This is a genomic window from Corynebacterium sp. TAE3-ERU12, assembly GCF_019209905.1.
In the GTDB taxonomy this organism is placed as follows: Bacteria; Actinomycetota; Actinomycetes; order Mycobacteriales; family Mycobacteriaceae; genus Corynebacterium.
Genome location: NZ_JAHUTM010000001.1, coordinates 677,301 through 696,726 on the forward strand (window position 1 = coordinate 677,301; position 19,426 = coordinate 696,726).

At 60.4% G+C, this 19,426-nt stretch carries 28 protein-coding genes; 23 read left to right on the forward strand and 5 right to left on the reverse strand.

Annotation, left to right across the window (positions count from 1 at the left end; genetic code table 11):
* Positions 1-191: 191 nt before the first annotated feature.
* From KRX51_RS03080 to KRX51_RS03090, 3 genes are read right to left on the reverse strand one after another with little or no spacing between them, the layout of a single operon-like run.
* A complete protein-coding gene (locus tag KRX51_RS03080; RefSeq protein ID WP_218361464.1) occupies positions 192-1,304 on the reverse strand; it encodes a site-specific integrase in 1,113 nt (370 codons plus the stop codon).
* A 52-nt stretch (positions 1,305-1,356) separates the two neighbouring features.
* Positions 1,357-1,887, reverse strand: a complete 531-nt coding sequence (locus tag KRX51_RS03085) for a hypothetical protein (protein ID WP_218361465.1) — start codon at positions 1,885-1,887, stop codon at positions 1,357-1,359.
* 25 nt (positions 1,888-1,912) lie between these two features.
* Positions 1,913-2,278, reverse strand: coding sequence for a helix-turn-helix transcriptional regulator (locus tag KRX51_RS03090; RefSeq protein WP_218361466.1), 366 nt, complete (start codon positions 2,276-2,278; stop codon positions 1,913-1,915).
* Positions 2,279-2,418: 140 nt separating this feature from the next.
* Between KRX51_RS03090 and KRX51_RS03095 the strand changes: the two genes are divergently transcribed.
* On the forward strand, positions 2,419-2,685 hold the full coding sequence (locus KRX51_RS03095) for a helix-turn-helix domain-containing protein (RefSeq protein WP_218361467.1): 267 nt from the start codon (positions 2,419-2,421) through the stop codon (positions 2,683-2,685).
* A 107-nt stretch (positions 2,686-2,792) separates the two neighbouring features.
* On the opposite strand, the gene KRX51_RS03100 is transcribed toward KRX51_RS03095, so the two are convergent.
* Positions 2,793-3,440: a hypothetical protein gene (locus KRX51_RS03100; RefSeq protein ID WP_218361468.1), complete on the reverse strand. Its 648-nt coding sequence runs from the start codon at positions 3,438-3,440 to the stop codon at positions 2,793-2,795.
* Between the two features lie 87 nt (positions 3,441-3,527).
* Here KRX51_RS03100 and KRX51_RS03105 point away from each other — a divergent pair, with 87 nt between their 5' ends.
* The 3 genes from KRX51_RS03105 to KRX51_RS03115 are packed head-to-tail and all read left to right on the forward strand — an operon-like array spanning position 3,528 to position 4,390.
* Positions 3,528-3,896 carry a hypothetical protein gene (locus KRX51_RS03105; protein WP_218361469.1) on the forward strand — a complete coding sequence of 123 codons (369 nt, stop codon included), beginning with the start codon at positions 3,528-3,530 and terminating at the stop codon, positions 3,894-3,896.
* Positions 3,897-3,944: 48 nt separating this feature from the next.
* Complete coding sequence (locus KRX51_RS03110) at positions 3,945-4,160, forward strand: helix-turn-helix domain-containing protein (protein ID WP_218361470.1); 216 nt, start codon at positions 3,945-3,947, stop codon at positions 4,158-4,160.
* Complete coding sequence (locus tag KRX51_RS03115; protein WP_218361471.1) at positions 4,157-4,390, forward strand: hypothetical protein; 234 nt, start codon at positions 4,157-4,159, stop codon at positions 4,388-4,390. The genes KRX51_RS03110 and KRX51_RS03115 overlap by 4 nt, the downstream gene beginning before the upstream one ends.
* 5 nt (positions 4,391-4,395) lie before the next feature.
* On the opposite strand, the gene KRX51_RS03120 is transcribed toward KRX51_RS03115, so the two are convergent.
* Positions 4,396-5,133 (reverse strand): hypothetical protein, encoded by a 738-nt coding sequence (locus KRX51_RS03120; protein ID WP_218361472.1) that lies wholly within the window; start codon positions 5,131-5,133, stop codon positions 4,396-4,398.
* 100 nt (positions 5,134-5,233) lie between these two features.
* On the opposite strand from KRX51_RS03120, the gene KRX51_RS03125 reads away from it, so the two are divergent.
* The 19 genes from KRX51_RS03125 to KRX51_RS03215 all read left to right on the forward strand — a co-directional run bounded on the left by KRX51_RS03125 (position 5,234) and on the right by KRX51_RS03215 (position 19,352).
* Positions 5,234-5,554 carry a hypothetical protein gene (locus KRX51_RS03125; RefSeq protein WP_218361473.1) on the forward strand — a complete coding sequence of 107 codons (321 nt, stop codon included), beginning with the start codon at positions 5,234-5,236 and terminating at the stop codon, positions 5,552-5,554.
* A gap of 435 nt (positions 5,555-5,989) precedes the next feature.
* Complete coding sequence (locus KRX51_RS03130) at positions 5,990-6,667, forward strand: hypothetical protein (protein ID WP_218361474.1); 678 nt, start codon at positions 5,990-5,992, stop codon at positions 6,665-6,667.
* 228 nt (positions 6,668-6,895) lie between these two features.
* A complete protein-coding gene (locus KRX51_RS03135; RefSeq protein WP_218361475.1) occupies positions 6,896-7,204 on the forward strand; it encodes a hypothetical protein in 309 nt (102 codons plus the stop codon).
* 43 nt (positions 7,205-7,247) lie between these two features.
* Complete coding sequence (locus KRX51_RS03140; RefSeq protein ID WP_218361476.1) at positions 7,248-7,631, forward strand: hypothetical protein; 384 nt, start codon at positions 7,248-7,250, stop codon at positions 7,629-7,631.
* Between the two features lie 128 nt (positions 7,632-7,759).
* Entirely contained in the window at positions 7,760-9,031 is a 1,272-nt protein-coding gene (locus tag KRX51_RS03145) for a hypothetical protein (protein ID WP_218361477.1), read from the forward strand.
* Positions 9,032-9,033: 2 nt separating this feature from the next.
* Complete coding sequence (locus tag KRX51_RS03150; protein WP_218361478.1) at positions 9,034-9,801, forward strand: hypothetical protein; 768 nt, start codon at positions 9,034-9,036, stop codon at positions 9,799-9,801.
* A 209-nt stretch (positions 9,802-10,010) separates the two neighbouring features.
* The gene (locus KRX51_RS03155; protein WP_218361479.1) at positions 10,011-10,313 is read left to right on the forward strand and encodes an HNH endonuclease; all 303 of its coding nucleotides are present in this window, start codon (positions 10,011-10,013) and stop codon (positions 10,311-10,313) included.
* 559 nt (positions 10,314-10,872) lie between these two features.
* A complete protein-coding gene (locus KRX51_RS03160; protein ID WP_255549360.1) occupies positions 10,873-11,193 on the forward strand; it encodes a hypothetical protein in 321 nt (106 codons plus the stop codon).
* Positions 11,194-11,204: 11 nt separating this feature from the next.
* Entirely contained in the window at positions 11,205-11,615 is a 411-nt protein-coding gene (locus KRX51_RS03165) for a hypothetical protein (RefSeq protein WP_218361481.1), read from the forward strand.
* A complete protein-coding gene (locus tag KRX51_RS03170) occupies positions 11,608-13,353 on the forward strand; it encodes a terminase (RefSeq protein ID WP_218361482.1) in 1,746 nt (581 codons plus the stop codon). Before KRX51_RS03165 ends, KRX51_RS03170 begins: the two co-directional genes overlap by 8 nt.
* On the forward strand, positions 13,353-14,807 hold the full coding sequence (locus KRX51_RS03175) for a phage portal protein (protein ID WP_218361483.1): 1,455 nt from the start codon (positions 13,353-13,355) through the stop codon (positions 14,805-14,807). The genes KRX51_RS03170 and KRX51_RS03175 overlap by 1 nt, the downstream gene beginning before the upstream one ends.
* A gap of 12 nt (positions 14,808-14,819) precedes the next feature.
* Complete coding sequence (locus KRX51_RS03180) at positions 14,820-16,124, forward strand: hypothetical protein (RefSeq protein WP_218361484.1); 1,305 nt, start codon at positions 14,820-14,822, stop codon at positions 16,122-16,124.
* A gap of 16 nt (positions 16,125-16,140) precedes the next feature.
* Positions 16,141-16,494: a hypothetical protein gene (locus tag KRX51_RS03185; RefSeq protein ID WP_218361485.1), complete on the forward strand. Its 354-nt coding sequence runs from the start codon at positions 16,141-16,143 to the stop codon at positions 16,492-16,494.
* 190 nt (positions 16,495-16,684) lie between these two features.
* Positions 16,685-17,233, forward strand: coding sequence for a hypothetical protein (locus tag KRX51_RS03190; protein ID WP_218361486.1), 549 nt, complete (start codon positions 16,685-16,687; stop codon positions 17,231-17,233).
* Between the two features lie 14 nt (positions 17,234-17,247).
* Positions 17,248-18,192, forward strand: coding sequence for a phage major capsid protein (locus tag KRX51_RS03195; RefSeq protein WP_218361487.1), 945 nt, complete (start codon positions 17,248-17,250; stop codon positions 18,190-18,192).
* Positions 18,192-18,368 carry a hypothetical protein gene (locus KRX51_RS03200; RefSeq protein ID WP_218361488.1) on the forward strand — a complete coding sequence of 59 codons (177 nt, stop codon included), beginning with the start codon at positions 18,192-18,194 and terminating at the stop codon, positions 18,366-18,368. Before KRX51_RS03195 ends, KRX51_RS03200 begins: the two co-directional genes overlap by 1 nt.
* A gap of 8 nt (positions 18,369-18,376) precedes the next feature.
* Positions 18,377-18,838: a hypothetical protein gene (locus KRX51_RS03205; protein WP_218361489.1), complete on the forward strand. Its 462-nt coding sequence runs from the start codon at positions 18,377-18,379 to the stop codon at positions 18,836-18,838.
* Complete coding sequence (locus KRX51_RS03210) at positions 18,835-19,179, forward strand: hypothetical protein (RefSeq protein ID WP_218361490.1); 345 nt, start codon at positions 18,835-18,837, stop codon at positions 19,177-19,179. Before KRX51_RS03205 ends, KRX51_RS03210 begins: the two co-directional genes overlap by 4 nt.
* Positions 19,176-19,352: a hypothetical protein gene (locus KRX51_RS03215; RefSeq protein ID WP_218361491.1), complete on the forward strand. Its 177-nt coding sequence runs from the start codon at positions 19,176-19,178 to the stop codon at positions 19,350-19,352. Before KRX51_RS03210 ends, KRX51_RS03215 begins: the two co-directional genes overlap by 4 nt.
* Positions 19,353-19,426: the final 74 nt, after the last annotated feature.

Consider the following 19,426-nt stretch of genomic DNA (forward strand, 5'->3'; position numbering starts at 1 on the left):
CTTCGTCAATAGAAGCGAAAACGTCTTGTGGGCAGTTCTAAAAGTCTCGGGAAGCAACTGGCCTCCAGAGACGCCAAAACCCCCAACTACCAGGAGAAACTACTGGCAGTTGGGGGTTTCCTGTAAGCGCCCCCAGTAGGACTCGAACCCACGAAAATAAGACTCGAAAACGGCTTTAAACAGCGTAAACGCTAGGCACTCTTAGGAATTTGGCTCACTTTTGGCTCACATAGCTCCGAGTGCAAATCCTCCATAGTGTCCGCAACAGCATCGAGGTCACCGTCGAACAAATCTGCATACACATCCAAAGTCATCGTCGCCGACGCATGCCCCAACTGTCGCTGCACCACCTTCACATTGGCCCCTGCCCCCACCAGCAGCCCCGCAGCGACATGACGAAGCCCATGCGGCGTAATCGCCGGGAAATCAGGGTCCCGTGCCACCAAACGGTCCCGCGCCTCAAAGAACCATGAACCATGCGTCAGGTTCGGCAACGGCCCGCCATCTCGGCGGTGCCACACCCACTCTCCGCCATCACGACCCTCAAGCATCGGCGCCAGCATGTTGCAGACGAACCGGGGCACCGCGACCGTGCGACGCTTATGAGTCTTCGGCTCCCCAACCTCGACACGTGACCCCACCGCCACCGCAGCCCGACGCACATGAATCCTGCGCTTATCCAGGTCAATATCAGCAACTTGCAGCCCGGCGAGCTCTCCCCACCGCAAACCAGTGGTAGCGAGCACCCACACAATTTCCCCGTGGTGGGAGCACTCATCAGCAAGCATCCGCACCTGCTCCATAGACAGATACACATGCCGAGCCCGTGCCTTCCTCGGCAACCGCACACCTCGAGCAGGATTACTGGCAACCAAACGATCCGCCACTGCAGCATCCAGCACCTGCGCCAGACACGCATGAGCACGCCGGACTGTTGACGCGCTGCGGTCGATATTGCTCACCCACGCCTGAATGTCGGACTGGCGGATATTCCCGACGGGGTATCGGCCCCACTCTGGCTCGACGTAGCAACGCCACGTGTGCTCAGTTACCCGCCACGTCGATGGCTTGAGGTGGGTTTGCGCGGCCAACCATCGGTCTCCGATGTCGCTGACGGTGGTGCGCCCGTCTGCCGGGTCGACCCACGCGCCATGCCGACGGGCATGCCCCTGTTCTTCAACCCATGCTTGGGCTTCGCTTTTGGTGCGGAATCCCCGGGTGCGGGTGCGCCGCCCATCGGGTCTGGTCCATTGCACTTGCCACCGCCGGCCGGACTTAGTCGTGTACGCGGTAATGCTGGCCATGTGCTCCTCGCTCGACGGCTAGAGGGGTCGATGCTCGCGATGCAGTAATCCGCTAATCGGCGATTGGGTATTCGAATACGTCGCCGGTTTCTCCATCTACGATCTGAATCTTCACGGCATCAGTGGGGATGATGAAAGCTTGTTTCCATTCCTTCTTCTGGCCCGCTGCGACAGTCGTAAACCCTATTTCCTGTCCTACAGAGCCATCCCACGCGCACTGGAAGGACTCGTCAAGCGGATGAGAAACACCGTCACTAGTAACGGCGTTCCATTGCATCAACGCTGTGTATGGCCCGTCATGCTCAGCAGAAGTGCTGACAATGCTGTCGACAGCTGCAATGTCGCCGTCTTTATCAGCTTCAAAGCCTTCTAGCGTCGGTACGCCCAGGTCTTCACACGTCGACCCGACCTCGACCTTTTCGAGCGCGATGGTGGCTGGGCAACCATCACCACCACAGTTCAACTCCACCTCTTGACCTATGGACAGCTGCGTAGGCCCGGTGTCTTCATCGGCATCGCCGCCGCAACCTACGAGCACTGCCGCAGAGGCGACGACCGAGACAGCGAGAATTGACTTCTTCATTGCGTTTCCTTTCGTAACAACCGGTTTAAGAACACGAACCACCGACACTGGACTGTCCGCCCTTGCGCCGGGCGGATTCAGAGCGCTGTAGTCGGCGAACCATCTCTTCCGCGAGCTCGACGTCAGAAGCGTCGGCTAGCTTCTTGCCTCCGCGGTCAATCTCCTTCAGCGCTGCCTCCTCGGCAGTGATGAACTCCGCTTCCACGAGGGCTTCAAGAACATTGGCGTGATAGGCGCGGGCAACCTTGACCACGAAATCCGGTGCAGCGCGAGTGCCATCCTTCCAACGCGTGATGTTGGACTTTGAAATTCCAATGAAGTGCGCTGCCTCCAACTGGGTCTGTTCACCCATCAGTGTTTGCAGGTACTTCCACCATCGTGTGTCCGCCATACCCGTGACGGTAGTTGCACATCTGCAACAGTGCAAGTCAGAACAGGGAAGGTAGTTCTGGTTGCAGGACAGAAACTGCCATGATAGGTTCAGTTCCAGGGTTGGAACGAAAGGTTCCAAACTGGCAACTGGGAGATTTGATGAACACGATTAGAACAATTCGTGTCCGCGATGAATGGGTTGACGAGGTCCTGGACACCTACGGAACCGTGACCGGTGTCGCTAAGGAACTGGGGGTAGAAAAGTCCACCGCCTCGCGATGGTTATCGGGCAAAGGGGAAGCCAGCGCACGTTTTATTGGCGCTGTTCTCATGACATTTCCTATTTCCTTTGACGAGGCGTTTGTAGCCACAGAAGAAGTCGCTGAACGTCGGCGTACTCGCTGCATCAAGCAAATCGCTGCTTGACCGCACCCTGCCTACGCGGAGGAAACCGTGCCGTCGCGCCGGGCCGAGGTTTCAGCCGCTTAGAAAGCGCCGCAGGAACTCTGCCCAACGAAAGGAGGCTTGAAATGTCAGCTCTCGACCTTGAAAACGATGTGACCAGCCTTGTCCTCGCGACAGCTGAGGCGGTGCTTGATAGTGGTTCCACGCTTGCCGCCACCTGGGGTTGCCCAGGTCATGACGCATACCACGTCGAAGACGATGGGCTCACGCCCGTTGTAGTGGACCGAGTCGCCGAACATGGCGCTGATGCGACGCTTCTGGCGGCGCGCCTTGGTGACCAACTCCGGGTAAATGCTCTCGACCTTGAAGCTCAACTCCGCGCCGAAGGCCGCTCTCTTGATGTCCCGGTAATGGGTGTGGGTGGGAAATATAGCTTTGCCCGTGCGCTGCGCCTCAACGAACAAGGTGAGGTCGATTGCATCGTGGGCGCTTTCGTTGGTGACGCACGCAATCCCATCGTCTTCGACCCGGAATCCCCACTGGTACTCGAAGTTCTCGCGGGAGACCTTGAGCGCTCGCTCACTGACCGCGTTCGCATCCTTAGCCAGCTCGTTTGCCTCTTCAGCGACGCGATTCGCTTTGGCGGCTTCCTTAACTGCCCGCTCGGCTATGCCGTTCGCCTTCTTAGCGACGCAGTTAGCGAAATGCGCGAAGGTCAGGCCAATCACACCGGTGGCGGCGCCGAAGATGCCTAGCCCTATTGACCACCAATCCATACCGAAAACCCCTGAAGGAATAGGGCATAGCCCCGTAATGAAAGGAGGCCCCGGATGCACCCCGGAGCCACCCAAACCGTACCAACCATGACGCCGGGCGAGGAGGAACCTGTCTGGAGCATGGTCGCCGCGTTACGCGCAGAGGCGCTCCGCGTCGCGAAGCCGCCCGACTATCAGGCCATCAGCTTTGGCCTGGAGATGGAGGCGTCGTCCTTGGACGGCACCACAAACCGGGATGCCGTAGGCGACCTGCTCGCTGCGGTGTACCGGTGGGCCACTGCCACCGACGGTGTAGACGCAGCAGCGACGTTGTCGAAGCTTGCCTCAACATTCGCGTTCAGTGACCGGCGATTCCTCGCCCGGTACCGCGACATCGCGGCTGACACCTACTCCCAAGTAATCCACGGCAGCGCAGAAGGAAACCCGCCCTTGCTGCAACAAGGACGGGTCAGATGAGACCTCGAAGGGAAATCTCATGACCAGTAAACCACAGAGGTGGACACGATGACCTCAACCATCAAACGCACCACAGTCACCGTGACCGAGTTCGCCGCCACGTTCGCCATCGACCCGCAACGGGTTTACCGGTGGTGCCAGGCCGGCCGATTACGGACCCTGCCGAAAACCCCTGGCTCCCGCCAGCACTGGCGAATCCTGTCCAGCGAGATTGACCGGGTTATCCAGAGCGGTTTCCCGCCAGACCCGAGGAGTTGCGCATGAGTACCGACCGCCCAACGGAGCCTGCATACGAACCGAAGCACCGGCCGGTGTTTGTCCCCGCTGGACTTCCGGTGACCGAGTACTGGGCGATGCACCGTTTACTCGGAGAGTGCAAACGGGTAGCTGAGATTGCTCGGTTACCCCTCGATGAGGTTCTCGGTCATGCGCAGGCGGAGATTCAGTGGCTTGCCGTCCTATCCAGCGAAGAAGCTCGGAGGATGCGTCGATGAGTAATTCAGTCTTCCTCCGGGGCGTCCTCACTGGTCGGGGATTCGTCACTGACGACCGGTGCGATTGCTTTGAGCTCGTCGATGCCCGGAAGCTGGTCGGCCACATACCCAGAAAGCGTCATCGCGGCAAAGCCGGAACCGAAGACCGCCCACATGGCTCGCTTCGCCTTGTTGAACCAACTGCTCTTCTCAGCGTCGTTAGATTGCTCTTCCAAGAGGTCGAGCAGCGATTGCAGGTCGGTCATGGCGTTAGCGATGCGGAACTCGCCGTAAATGTGCCATTCGTCAACGAGCTTGAGGATATGGCAGACAACGCCTCGAGCATGCTTCTCCAGAGCGGGCGGCGCGCCATCGAGATTGGTCAGGATGCCGTTAAGCAAGGCCCTCAGCGCGTGGGGGCCGTCGGTTTCGAACGTGGGAATGACCGTGCTCAGAGTCACCCCTGTGGCGTAGAGCATGTCCATCGCAGCTTCGGTAGGACGTTGGGCGTTGACATCCCATCCCGCTGGGAAGGCGAAGACTGTGCGCACCCAGGCGGGGAAGTATTTCCGCGCCATATCCATCGACATGCCCTGCTGTTCCGCCATATCGATGGCATCAGAGAGGTGGGAGAGCAGCTCGACAGTCTGCCGTTGCGTAATCCATCCCTCTTCATCGTGCAGGTTCCGCGCGCTATGAACCCGTTTATTCGGGTCGGTCCAGGCAGTCAATTGTTTGTGAAGAAGCATTGCAGGGTTAGCCATAACCACAGGATAGCCGGGGTTAACCGTCACGTTTACCGCCGCGGTGAGAAACCCCTCGTTTATCCCAATCCAGCCTAAATATTTCCCAAAGGAGTTCCCTATGTCCCCGTTTAGAGAAGATTCGTCGTTTCGTCCGGATGATTTCCAGACCCCGCCGTGGGTGAGCCCTGTAGCTCCGGTGGATGTTGGTCGCCGGAAGGAATACGTCACCGAATCGGGCCGTCGCTATGAACCTCGGCGGCAGTCGCAGCCGCAAGGGGTTGGAAGCGTTTCGGTGGCAGACCGTCGATTGCGGTTGGCGTTGGTCCGGCGTGCCCTGTTGGAGGTCGCTACGAGCATCTACATTGCCTTCGCGCTGTTCGCGTTCGCGTTCGCGCTGGCGTTCATCTTCGTGACGGTAACGACGGGGTGGGTCTGGTGACGCTGAGTGTATGCCCGTTTTGTGGCGCCGACGTCCGGGTTCTACGCAGTGCCGTTGGTGCTCGATTGGTCGTCGAGCCGGAACCCGTAGTTGGCGGAACTGTCCGTGCGGTCGGATTGCGGGGTGAACGTTTGACTGCCCCGGTCGCTTCCGCAGCAGCAGTCAATGGCGAGCGCCTCTTTGCCCCTCATGAAGCGAGATGCCCTAACAACCACGGTGCGTATAGGCGTGGTTTATCTCCCGACTTAGAGAACCGGATGAATGACTTCTTCGAATCCCGCCGTGGCGCTTAGCGACGCCGATGTGTGGTGGTCCCAGCTACCGGAAGAGCGTCGTATTCGGTTGCACCGGTGGCTTGGGGACGGCCAAGTATCAGAGGCAGATATTCCCGGTCAGCTGACAATTGATGGACGGGAAATAGGAAAAGGAATGTAAATGAAACCCGTATTGAGGTTCCAGGTTGAACCTGCGATTGATTTGAAGAAAGCGCTACTTGCTATTTCAAATTTCGCGGATATGAAAATTGATGGGCATGAATATGTGCACGTTTCCGCAACTGAATCCGAAGTTGTGGTGTATGCGTCGAATCCGATGGGGGCTGGCTCCATTGTGGTGCCGTCGGCAGAGTGTTTTGAGCCTGGCTCTATGAGCTTTACCGCAGATGTTGCCAAGGAGCTCGCCCAGTCGATTAAACCGCGCGATAAGCAGGAGCCGGTGGCTGCCATTTTGACCGGGTTCGAGGAGTCGGTAGAGGTCGAATGTGATTTCGGCGATGACATCTTTGGGCCGCAGTCATGCTGTACTCGCCGACCAGCGACGACAGTGGTGTCACCCGTTGTTGATGTTCCGAGTGTCTTAGGCGACGTCTTCGCCGCAGATACCGGCGGTTCGGTGTTTATGACGCCACGCCAGGCATCGTTATTGGGGCGTGTAGCGATGGTGTTCAACGATTCGATGCACGTCGAGAAGCTGGCCGGTTCGCATCGTTCGAGGGTGACGGTTGGTCCTGTGCGTGCCACGGTCTTCTGCTCGGACGAGGGACAGTCGAATGAAGACGAGTGTAATGAGCCGGTAAAGGTTGTCGTAGCCGCTGGTTCTCATGGGGCTGTGTGATGTTCTGGTTCCGTGCATTCGTGGCCGGCGGCGTGATGGTCGCGGCGGTTTTTGTGGGGTGGGTTGGTGGCGCAGCGTCATCGCATTGTTTGAGTACCGTCCCGCCGACAGTTTCGACAACGACTGTGACGTCGGTTTCCTCGGTTGTGCCCAAGTCTTCGCAGACGTGTCCCCCCGAGCCTTCGCGGGATTGGGGTGTGGGTGATACCCCGTGTCCGGGAGCCCATCATGATTGACCCGTATAAGCATGTTCGCCGCGTTGTGCGGGCCTCAAATTTCGAGCCGGAGTATTTCCTGCCGCTTTTCGACGGTCAGCTGGTGGTAGCGGATATAGCTGGTTTCCCAGCAGTGATTCGTCCTCCGGAGATGAACCGGAAAGGCATCGTTGCCCAGGTGCATATGGGGCACGTCGGAGCAATGACAGTGGCGTTCACCATGTGCGGGGATATGGCCGTTGATGGTGAGCTGCTGTGTTATGCGCTATCGATGCTGAAGACCTCTGTCGGCGCTGTTGAGGAGGCTCGTAATGGGCGTTGAGTGCAGCGCTGCCAGGTTGAGTCGTTGCGGTGAGGTTCATGCCGTGACGCCGTGTCAGCGGGACCCAGAGCATTGGAACTTCTGGAATGAGGGGGAGTCCCTGCAGTCGGCAGAAGTGCGGCGTGATGATGCCGCTGAGTTGTGTTTCAGCTGCCCGTTGCTGTTGCAGTGCCATGCCTACGTTCTTGATTGTCATCGTGCAGGTGTCGCCATTGATGGCGTTGTTGCCGGTGATGTGTACGGCTCTCCGCACCGGTGTGGCGTCGCCGATGAGGATGTTGCGGGAATGTGCCCAGTGTGCGGCAAGCCTCTGACGGATGAGCCTGAGGTGCGTTCTGCTGTCGGTCAGTGGTGGTCGGAGGCGCGCAGGGGCCCGCTGTGCCGGTGCTGCTGTTCTGCGGGATTGATGAAGGAGGTGTTGTGGTGAGTTGTCGCTGCCGGAGCCCGTAAGGGGGCATGAGTGTTGCCACTGATGATGAATGTGAACGGAGTCGCCATGAGATTGCTGGGTATCGCCGCCTGCGTCAGCCAGCCCCGGTCCGGGAGTGATGGCTGATGGCATGGGTGAGAATCAGTGATGATGCACTCAGCTACCCAAAGCTGCTCCGTGTCGCCGAACATCCCAACTATTGGCCGGGCGCCCGTACCGAGGTCTTCGGATTTTTCGTGCAGATGGTCACCATCACCGCCGCGCATTTGACCGATGGCGTGGTGGGTTTCGGTGAAGCCCTGATGTGTGCCGAGGACCCCAACCGAGCGTGGAGCTTAATTGAGCTCTGTACGGCTGCAGGTCTGATGACCGATGCCTCTGACGCTGAACGCCAACGCTGGGAGCTACTCAACGACCCAGAGTTTGTCGGATTTAAAACTGCGGCTGAAGTCACCATTGACCGTCAACGCAAAAGGGATTCTCGGAACCCGACTCTGGTTATCCCGGTCAGGTACCGCGACGGTGACCAGTGTCGATATTGCGCGAAGACTGTGGACTGGCAAGACCGGTCCGGCAATCGTGGCGCAACCTATGACCATCGTCGGCGCGGCAAAGACATCACCCCGGAAGACCTCGTTGTCGCTTGCCGGGAGTGCAATTCCAGACGGCTCGACAAGGACACGTATGCAGCCGATGAGTTCCTGCCGCTGCTGCCGCCTCCATCTGAGCCGTGGTACTCACCGTCGACTCGTACGTTCTTCGCCCGCAGCCAGTGGGCGCATGACCATGATTACGTGCTGCCCGCATTGAGCAGCGCAGCACAAAATGAACTTCCCCTCCGGTATGCCAAACCGGCTAAGGGAAAGCAGGACAAGACCGTCGACCCCTCGTCGCAGCCAGCGGCGGTACGCGGGTCCGGCACTCCTCGAGCGGGCCGTGGGTCGGCACAGCAACCGGCTGTGGCAGGACCCCGCGCCGAGGACACAACCGCGGGCCGTGGGTCGGCACAGCAACCGGCTGTGGCAGGACCCCGCGCGGATGAGCATGACCCTGGTGGTGTGGACCGTGGGTTGGCGCAGCAGCCAGCTGCGACCGTCCCCCGCACACTTAGTGCTGGATGCGACCAGCAGCCGGGGAGTAGTAATGCCGCGGGCCGTGGGTCGGGGCAGCAGCCAGCTGTGCCTAGACCCCGCGCGGCACCTTCGTCCCCCGAGTCTTCTGTAGAGGCTCGAACCGGTGCGTCGCCACCGGATAACTATCGGCGATCTAGATCGGATCTAGATCCATCGACTCCCGTAGCTGGCTTGTCCGGGACGGGTAGGGACGGGCCGGGTCGGGCCTGGCAGGGTCGGCGTCAGCCTGCCCAGAAGTCCTCTGGTCGCCGTAGGAGAAGATGACCATGTTTCTTTCTGAGGTTGAACAGGATTGTTTACGTGAGCATCTACGGGTGCTTGTCGTTTGTGGTTCTCGGTTGGATGACGTGATGGTTCCCACGGTTCCTGCGTCGGGGACTAATGCTGGGCGTGGTGTGCGGTTGCGGGGTTCGCGGCCGCCGTTGCGTGTGCATCCGTTGGATGTGAAGGCTGATGCGGAGACGTGTGTGCGTGGGTGGTGTGCGTGCCTGCGTGAAGCTGTTGGTGGCCGCGGGCCGAGGTCTCGGTCGTTGGTTGATGTTGCCGAGTGGTTGCGGTTCCGTGTGCCGGATATCGCTGCTTGTGAGTGGGCGCGTGATTGTGCCGAGGAGGTTGCTGGGCATGCCCGCCGGGTGGGGGATTTGGTTGACCCCCCTGTGCGTTCTGGACCACCCCCGGGTGGTGTGGCACCGGGGTGGTCTGGTGGTGCTCTCCCGGTGGCGGATGAGGGTGAAGTGGTCGGTGTAGCCGGCCTGCTTGCTGGCCGTAGCTCCGCTGTGGATGGCGGGTGTCCGCCGTCGGCTGTGTCGGCTGTGTCGGCTGGTGTTGGTGTCGGGTCGGCGCGGCAGGTGTCGCAGGCGATGTCGGTGTTGGGTGTGCCGGTGAGCCACACGACTATCCGGGCGTGGGCCCGTGCTGGCCTGGTGGATGCTCAGCTGCTGGAGGATGGGTCGCAGCGGTATGACCTGGCGCAGGTATGGGCAGTGGCGTGTCAACGTCGTGGTGGTGCAGTAGGTGGCGGCGATGCTGGTTAGTGCGTGGTGGTCTTGGTGTTCTCGGTATTGCCGTCGTAGCGATGTGGTGTGCCTTGGGTGTGCACGGTGCACCGCTGCGACCTGGCCTTTACACCTCGTGTGGTACGCTGCGCTTAGCGCACGACTTCGCCTCGTTGACGAGTCCATTTCGGATTCCACTCAGCGAGGCGTTTTGCATGCGTGCGTGATGGCAAAAGGTGAGTGTGACGATGTCTGGATTTCGTTCTAATCGCCGCCAGCGCACTTCGACAGGGTTCTCTGACCGGACCCGCCGCAGGGTGTTGGTCCGCGATGGGTGGGTGTGCCAGATTCGTGGCCCTCAGTGCATCACCACTGCCGCAGAGGTCGACCACATCACGCCGTTCTTTGAAGGCGGCGACGCATCGATGAGCAATCTCCGCGCAGTGTGTACCGAGTGCCATAAGGCCAAGACCCAGTCCGAGGCGCAGCGTGCCCGCCGGAGGTTCAGTCGCAAGCGCCCGCCCCCGGCTCATCCTGGATTGGTGAGGTAAGCGCGCCATGCCGTTCCGTCGAGCAGGGGAGGGGGTGGGGAAGCCCCCTCCCCACCCCGGGCGGGTACGGACGGCATAGGGCCCAAAACTCGGTACGGGTTACACCTTTTTGCCAGGTCAGGCCCCATATTGCGTGGATTTTACGCAGCGGCGCTTTCGTGACCTGGGGGTCTTCTAGTCCCAGAATTGGGCATGTAGCGCTTCTGTGTGGCGTGCAGCGAAGCGCGTAGAATTATCCGGTAAATATGCAGGTCGGACTATATATAACGTAACGTTTTGCTGGTATACTTAAATCATGCAGAGAGCATGTGAGTGCTGTGGAGAGACGCTGAACCCATCGCGATCCCGGCGCCCCGCTGTGTACTGCTCTTCGGCATGCCGACAGAAGGCCTACCGGCGCCGCAAGAAGCGTCAGTTGCCCCAGGAGATGCTTACAGCCAACCGGTGGGTATGCGCCAAGGGAAAACGCCCGGTCACAGTTTCAGGGACTCCCGCTTCGTCGACGAATCCCGCGACATGGTCATCGCACGACGAGGTGAACGGCCAACCCAACGGCTTCATGCTCGGCGGAGGATTCGCGTGCATCGACCTGGACAAGTGCATCACCGCCGGCAGGATTCAGCCCTGGGCACAACGAATCATTGATGCCGCGCCGGGCGCTTTCGTTGAGCGGAGCATGTCGGGAAACGGCCTGCATATCTTCGGTCTGCTCCCGGAGTCTCCGGGTCGTGTGCTCGGCCGAGCTGAGGTGTACTCCCGGGACCGGTTCATCCGAGTCACCACTGACGTTGTGCAGCCCGGGGGTCTTGTGGCGTTGACCGGTGCAGTCGGCCTGATTGAGCAGATGAGCAATAGAAACGAGATTCCGCAACGCAAGTAGAGGAGGTGGCGATGCCCGGCCCTGTTCCCAAGCGTTCTGACCAGCGTCGCCGCCGCAACAAGGACAACAGCCCGACAAAAGTCACGGTGGCCACGTCTGCGGTGAAGCCGCCCGCGGAAAACCGTGCCTGGCATATTGCCGCTAAACGGTGGTATCGCTCGTTGAGGCACTCGGGTCAGTCTGCGTTCTATGAACCGAGTGACTGGGCGTACGCCCAGCTTGCCGCTGACATCCTTTCTGATGAACTCAGTCGGGAGAAGCCGCGCGCGGCGACCATTAACCAGGTTCTATCCATGATGGACAACCTGTTGACGTCGGAGGGCGCCCGTCGCCGACTGCGCCTCGAGCTCGTCCGAACCGACGGCACCGAAAACGAGACCAACAATGTCGTCGAGATGAACCCGGCGGTCATCTATGGCTAACGATGCCCTGCTGCCGGGCTACCAGGTGGACCCTGTGACCGGCGCATGGACAACGCTGCCATGGCCGGGCGACCCGGAACTTCCGATGACCGACCCAAACCGACTGAAGTTGCTGCCCCCGTCACTGGGGCCACAAATCATCGCCTGGGGTGAGCACTGGCTCGTACATCACCAAACTGGCGAACCGTGGCGCTTCACCATGGGACAGAAGAGGTTCATCCACATGTGGTGGGCCATCAACCCGAAGACTGGCCGCTTCGATTGGCGCTCTGGCATCAAGCGCGGCGCCAAGGGAACAGGCAAAGACCCCTTCGGTGCCTTCGTCGCATTAGCGGAGTTCTGCGGCCCCGTGGAATTCGCCGGCACCAACGACCAGGGCCACCCAGTGGGCAGACCCCGAAGGCTTTCCAAGGTGCAAATAGCCGCGAACTCCCTCAACCAGGCCTCCGAGCTACTAACCGTCGCCAACGCGATGATATCCCCGGCGCTGAAGAACAAGCTCCGTATCGACACCGGCATGACCCGTACGATGCTGCCCTCAGGCTCCCGCATCGAACTGCTCACCGCCTCGGAACGCTCCACCGAGGGCTCGCCGGCAACCGCAGTCATCCTCAACGAGACCCACCACATGACCCAATCATCGGGTGGCCACCGAATCGCCGAAGTCTCCCGACGAAACGTCGCTAAATCACCCACATCGGTGAAGGCCCGAGCCCTCGAACTCACCAACGCCCACCAACAGGGCCAAGACTCCGTCGCTGAACGCGCCTTCCACGCATGGCAAGACCAAGTCGCCGGCAAAACACACCACATCGACATCCTCTACGACTCCATCGAAGCCGCACCCGGACTCGACATCACCGACGAAGACCAACTCCGCACAGGAATCACCCAGGCCTACTCCGACGCCCCATGGGCCGACATCGACACCATCGTCGCCGAAGCCCAAGACCTACGAACCTCACCAGCAGAAACTGTCCGATTCTTCCTCAACGGCCTCGCCGCCGCAGAGGAAGCATGGGTCGACCCCGCCAAATTCGACGCCCTGGCACGACCCGACGAAATTGTCGCGCCGGGCGAGAAGGTCACGTTGTTCCTGGACTGTTCGAAGTCCTCGGACGCGACGACGCTATCTGGGTGTCGTCTCTCTGATGGACATGTATTCAGCCTGGGTGGGTGGCGACGTCCGCATGGTGACCGTGGGTCGGGCTGGCTTGCTCCGCGTGAGGTCGTCGATGCCGTGGTCCGTGAAGCGTTCGAGACCTATCAGGTGGTGTGGTTCGGAGTGGACCCGTCGCCGGCGGTTGATGATGCCACGGAGGCTCTGTATTGGGCGCCGACGATTGACCAGTGGCACCGAGATTTCGCGCGTCGGTTGAAGGTGTGGGCGACTCCAGGAGCCGGCGGACATTCCGTGCTCTTCGACATGAGGATGTCGCAGCCAGGGGCTGTTCGTCGCAACAGGTTGTTCACGGAGGCTGCGATGCAGACCGCTATCGATATCGACGAGGAGGGCACTTTGACTCACGACGGTGACCCGATGCTGCGTCAGCACGTCCACAACGCCCGCCGGCGTCCGAACCAGTGGGGTGTGAGCATCGGTAAGACAAACCGGTCATCGAAGCACCTGGTCGATTATGCGGTCACGATGATTGGGGCCCGTATGGGACGGACCTTGGTGTTGCGCAGCACCAAGGTCAGTACAGCAACGGCGCGGGGAGCGAGGTTACTGAACTAATGAATGGTGCTTTGACGCTTCCCTCGACCATCGGGCTAGAGGCGACCGAGGAAGCCACGCTGCGGCGCCTGGTCTCCCAGTTCGCCAGTCACCAGCGGGCGAATAACCGGCGCACCGAGTACTACCTGGGAGCGCATTACCTGCATAGGCTCGGGCAGCTCGGTATGGCGATGCCACCGAACGTCGGCAAGCTGGAATCTGTGTTGGGATGGCCAGCGAAAGCTGTGACCACACTCGAGCACCGGTTGAACATCATGGGCTTTGTGCGACCCAATTCCGCTGACCGTGATGCTGGCCTCGCTGATATCTGGGAGGACAACGACCTCTCAGTCACGGCGTCGATGACGCATACCGCCTCCCTCATCCATGGCACCGCATTCGTCACGGTCTCTGCCGGCGACACCGCCGAAGGAGAACCTCCGGTGGTTATTGCAGCTCGGTCTGCTCGTGAGGCCACGGCGTTGTGGTCGCGTCGGCGGCGGTGCATAACCGCGGGTCTGACGGTGAACAACAGTGACGATGAGAAAGCTCTCACGATGTGGTTGCCGGACCGCACAGTCACACTGACTAACACCGACAATCAGTGGAATCTGATTCGGTCGCCGCACCGCCTGGGGCGGGTGCCGATGGAGATGATGTCGTTCCGGCCACACCTCGAGAGGGAGTTCGGGGTGCCTCGCATTACCAACACAGTCATGGACTTGACCGACTCGGCCGCACGCACCCTGTTGCGGATGGAGGCCACCGCTGAGTTCTTCAGCTTCCCGCAGCGCTACGCTCTCGGCGTCGTGGGGGACGATTTCGACGACTCGTTCAAGACCTACTTGAACCGGTTCCTCGCCCTCGGGCGGGATGAGAACGGTGATTTGCCGCAGATGGGGGAGTTTTCCTCATCCTCTCCGCAGCCGCATATTGAGCAGTTGCGGGCAACAGCGTCGCTGTTCAGCGGTGAGACGAGCATTCCGCTGAACTACCTCGGCATCGTGCATGACAACCCGTCGTCGGCTGACGCGATTCGCGCGGCCGAGGCCGACCTCATCACCGTCGCTGAACGTGCGCAGACCGGTTATGGGCATGCCTGGGCACGGGTGATGGCCCTGGCTCAGTCGGTGCGTGATGGCTCGGCTGACCCTGATATGCGGCACCTGCAGGTGCAGTGGCGTGACCCGGCGACCCCGACGAAGGCGGCTAATGCCCAGTCGGTTATGGCGCTGGTGGCGGCCGGGGTTCTGCCGAAGATGTCGGAGGTGACCTGGGAGCTGCTGGGTTACGACCAAGCCACGATTAGTCGCCTGAGGGTAGCGGCGGCGCAGCAGCGTTCGGTTGAGCGGATATCGACCATGCGTAGCTCGATTTCGCGGGTCACAGAGCCAGCGGCGGTGGATGGCCCGGGTGGGGCCGAATCGGACGGCGCCGATGACGTAGAGCATTTGAGCATGGAGGGCGTCTTGTAGAGGAGGTGCTGCGTGGGCGCATTTGACGATTACAAGCGGCAACTCGACGATTTGGTGTTCTTAGCCCGCGCTGACCTTCTTGACTGGTGGACCGCGAAAAACCGATACGGCAAGGACCCGGACCAGCTGATTAATTACATGGAAGAGCCTTTTACAGTCATCACGCAGGCATACGGGGAAGAAGCGGCGTATACGGCTGTGGACACGTTGATTTTGAACAGAAGCTTGGAAGATGAGCTGATGTTCTTACCAACCCCAGAAGCAGCGGAAGTTGCGAAGGTTCAGCAGCTGCGTGGGACGCTTCGATGGGCCGTGCACTCCAGCATCGAAGACGGATTGATGAATCGGGCATTGATTCGTCGCAAGCTAGAGGGGGCTATTGCTCGGCTCGTGCTGCAACCGGCCCGTCAAACCGTTGAAAAGAACACCAAACGTGACGGTACGAGGTATGCCCGCATACCAGAACCCGGGGCGTGCTCTTTCTGTCTGATGTTGGCCTCTCGTGGTGCGGTGTACTCCCGGGACAAGGTGACCATGTCGGATATGTCGAAATATCACGACAACTGTCGATGCTTGGGGATTGAGGCGCCACAAGCCACCGACGAGGACCCCTTTGCGGGGTTGCCGCCTGTTAACAGGCAGCTTCGGGACATGTGGGATAGCAGGGTTGCGGTGGATGGGATGTCGCCAGCGGAACGTAAGACGCTGTGGCGGCGTGTGATTTTCGACGAGCGTCGTCGGCGTACTGGAGACTCTGCGCTGTTGTGGCCGCCGGTGCCGGGGTTGCGGAAACCCACCTACCGAGGGGATGGGACAACTCGAGTCTTCGGAAAGCGCGAAGACTTACCCGACCTGGATAAAGCAGTGCCTCATGTGTTGTTTGGGTGGACTGATGACCGGGAGATGCCCCCTCAGGGAAAGTGGACTGATAACACGGACCGTGCGGCGCATACCAGGGATTTGCGTAAGGGACACCGGTACGGGTCTACACGACGTGGCGCTACATTGTTCCCGAAATCCTGGTCGGACCAGAAGATAGCGGACGCGGTACGCGACACCATCGAAGACCCGGATGAATACATCCCAGTTAACAAGTCACGTGCTTCGCGTGTGGTGCGCAAAACCTTCCGAGATGAGGACGGCAACGAGGTTACCGTCGAGGCTAAATGGACTCACGTCAACGGGAAACCAAAGTTCATTCATACCCACCCGGTGCGTGGTGACGGGGTAGTATCGATAGGAGCAGACGGTAGTAAACGCCCGGCCACAACAGATAAGGCGGGGGACAAGAAGTTCCGTCGGGTCGATTTGGATTAGAGGAGGTGTGTTAGCCGTGTTGAAGATCGATATATCCGATATCGATTTGTGGCCTGAGGAGATCGACGGTCCGGATGATCCTGATATCGAGGTCAACGCTATTTATAAGGCTATCGTGCTGGAGATCCTCGACCAGCCTCACAGCGAGGGCATTGAAGCCGATATCAATTACGCCGTTACCTATCGGGGTAATAGTCCGAGTTGGTCCTACACTCTTTTTGAGCTCGTGGAGGAGTGCGCCTGTGAAGGCTTGACGCTGTCTGACGAGGTGTTGGACCGGGCTCTAGAACACGACGTTGTGGGAGTCATGCCCGAGTTCGTGGAAAGAATCCGGGCCAATAGCGCTAAGAACACCGATAGCTCTGGTTAGCCGCCACCGTCGGCACGCCTGTCACGCCCGGCCCTCCTGTTCTGCAGGGGGCCGGGCTTCGTCATGGAAGACCCCGCCTAGTAGGAGGCGCAGCACCGACAGGGTTCGATTCCCTGGTCTTCCACTAACCCCGCACCCGGTTTGGGTGGCGGGGTTTTGTTATGCCCATCTCACTCCCAGGAGGAGCACTATGGACCCCTCGACCACCCCTGATTCCGCCGACTCCGCCGACGAGACCACCGGCCGGGAGGAAACCCAGGCCAACAGTACTGACTCCGAGGCGTCGCCTAGCGATAAGAACTCGGAGATGTCCCTGGAGGACTACAAGAAGGAACTGGACAAGGTCCGTCGGGAAGCAGCCCGGTACCGCACCCAACGCAACGAGCTACGCCCCTTGGCAGACAAAGCCCGCGCCGCCGAGGAAGCAACGAAAACCGAGCAGGAAAAGGCGCAGGAACGTATCGCTGCCCTGGAGGCAGAGAACCAACGCATTGTCCTCGACACCGCCCGCACTAAGGCAGCCAGCGAGCACAACGTGCCGGCAGACCTCGTGCACGGCGCCACCGCCGAGGACATCGAGCAGCACGCCCAGGCGCTGCGAGCCCTCATCGATACCGAACGTAAAGCCGCCATCGAGGAGGCCATACCCCACGCACCCAGAGTGCCGGGGGAAAACGCCGGCAATACGCCGGTCATTGACGACAACAACTGGCTGCGCGACGCACTGCGCGGCCGATAAGAAAAGGAGCCATCATGCCCCAGTTCAACAACGTGGTCGGCCGAGCGGACGTCTCCGACGCCCTACTGCCTGACCAGGTATCCAAGGAAATCCTCAAGACCGCCGAGACGCAGTCCACGGTGCTTTCCCGCGCCCGCCGCGTACCCATGTCCAGTAAGAAGTCCAAGCAGCCGGTCCTCGCCGCCCTGCCCGACGCCTACTGGGTCAATGGCGACACCGGGTTAAAGGAAACCACCAAGGCCGGATGGGAAAACGTCACCATGACCGCCGAGGAACTCGCGGCCATCGTCCCCATCCCCGACGCCCTCATCGACGACGCCGACGTCCCCCTCTGGGACGAAATCAAGCCACTGCTCGTCGAAGCAATCGGTAAGAAGGTCGACACCGCAGCCCTATTCGGCACTGATAAGCCCGAATCCTGGCCCACCGCCGTTGTCCCCGCCGCAATCACCGCCAAAAACGTCGTCAAGCGCGGCACCAACACCGATATCGCCGCCGACATCGCCGCCCTCGCAGGCCTCGTCTCCGCCGACGGCTTCGCCGTCAACGGCTTCGCCTCCAAGCCCGGCATGCACTGGGACCTCGTCGGCTCCCGCACCCCCAACGGCGCACCGCTCTACAGCCCCGCACTCGCGCCGGGCCAGCCGCAGTCCCTTTACGGCTTCCCGCTCAATGAGGTCAACAACGGTGCGTGGAACGCCGAGGCCGCCGAGCTGTTAGCCGCGGACTGGACAAAATTCGTCGTCGGTGTCCGACAGGACATCACCTTCGACCTGTTCCGAGAAGGCGTCATCACCGATGACTCCGGCAAGGTGCTGGTGAACCTGATGCAGCAGGACATGAAGGCGCTCCGCGTTGTCTTCCGTGTCGGCTTCCAGGTAGCCAACCCCATGACCCGCATCGGCGACGCCGACTCTCGCTACCCGGCGGGTGTCCTCACTCCGGCGGAGGCCGAATAATGCTCCTCCAAGCGCCTGATAGCACTGTTCATGACGTGCCGGCCGATGGTGTAGCCGCGTTGCAGAGTCTCGGCTGGACCGAGGTGGGCATCCCTGAGATGGAAGAAGCTGCAACGAAGACCGACGACGAGTCGAAGTCTCGGACAAAGAAGGCCGCTACGGCGAAGAAACGCTAGGAGGCGTTATGCCTGATGCCACATGGACGTCACCAGAAGACGTGCGGTCGCGGTGGCTGGGATCGGAGGATTTGCCATCGTCCGCAGTCATCCAAGCGTGGATAGATGATGCAGAAACCCTGATTTTCGCAGAGTTCCCGTCGCTACAAGAACGGTTAACCGACGACCCAGACGGCACCTGGCGTGCCCGCCTGGTTTACGTCACCACGCAGCTGACTATCCAGGCCCTACGGAACCCCAACGGAATCCGGCAACGCTCCCAAACAGCCGGCGATTTCACGGACTCAGTTACCTACGGGTCGGAGACCATCAGCGGCATCATGCAGCTCACCCCAGCACACAAGGCACTGCTCAACGGTGCTAAACCCCGACATGTGGGCATCGACATGACCGTCGATAAAACAACCCCACCGCTGGCGGGGGTGTGGGTCAACGGCCCAGACGGCACAGAACCACGGGGACGGCGATGACCGAACACTTCCCATTAACCGTGCCGGTGCTACGCCATCGCTCAGCACATGGACCACCTGGGCCACTCGGCAATGCCACAAACATCGAGACCACAGACGAAGTCTTGGTCTTTGCGGTATGGGTACCCACCGCCGACGAATCCCAAATCGCCGGGCACAAACGCGAAACTATTGACGCCCGAATCATTGCGGAGACAGGAGCCTTCACCGCCGACGATGAGGTAACAGCCCCGCAGCTCGGCGACTCCCGATTCGTCGTGAACGGGAGACCCGCGAATTGGGATAACGGCCCATGGTGGAGCCCAAACCGAGAACTGGTCGACCTGAGGAGAATCCAGTGACAAAACGCAACCTCGTAATCCTGTACGGCGATAACCAGCGAAAGAGCATTACCGCAGGTTCATTCGGCCTCGAGGACGGCGCCTTAGCGGTCTTCGAAGACCAGCAAGCAGTCATCACCAAGGAGCTATTCGCGCCGGGCGTGTGGGCGCATGTGGCATGGGAGGACGCTTGATGGGAACCCTGAAATGGAACCTCAGCACATTCGAAAAGATGCGTAGAGACCCGCGGGCTCAGGCCGAAATCACG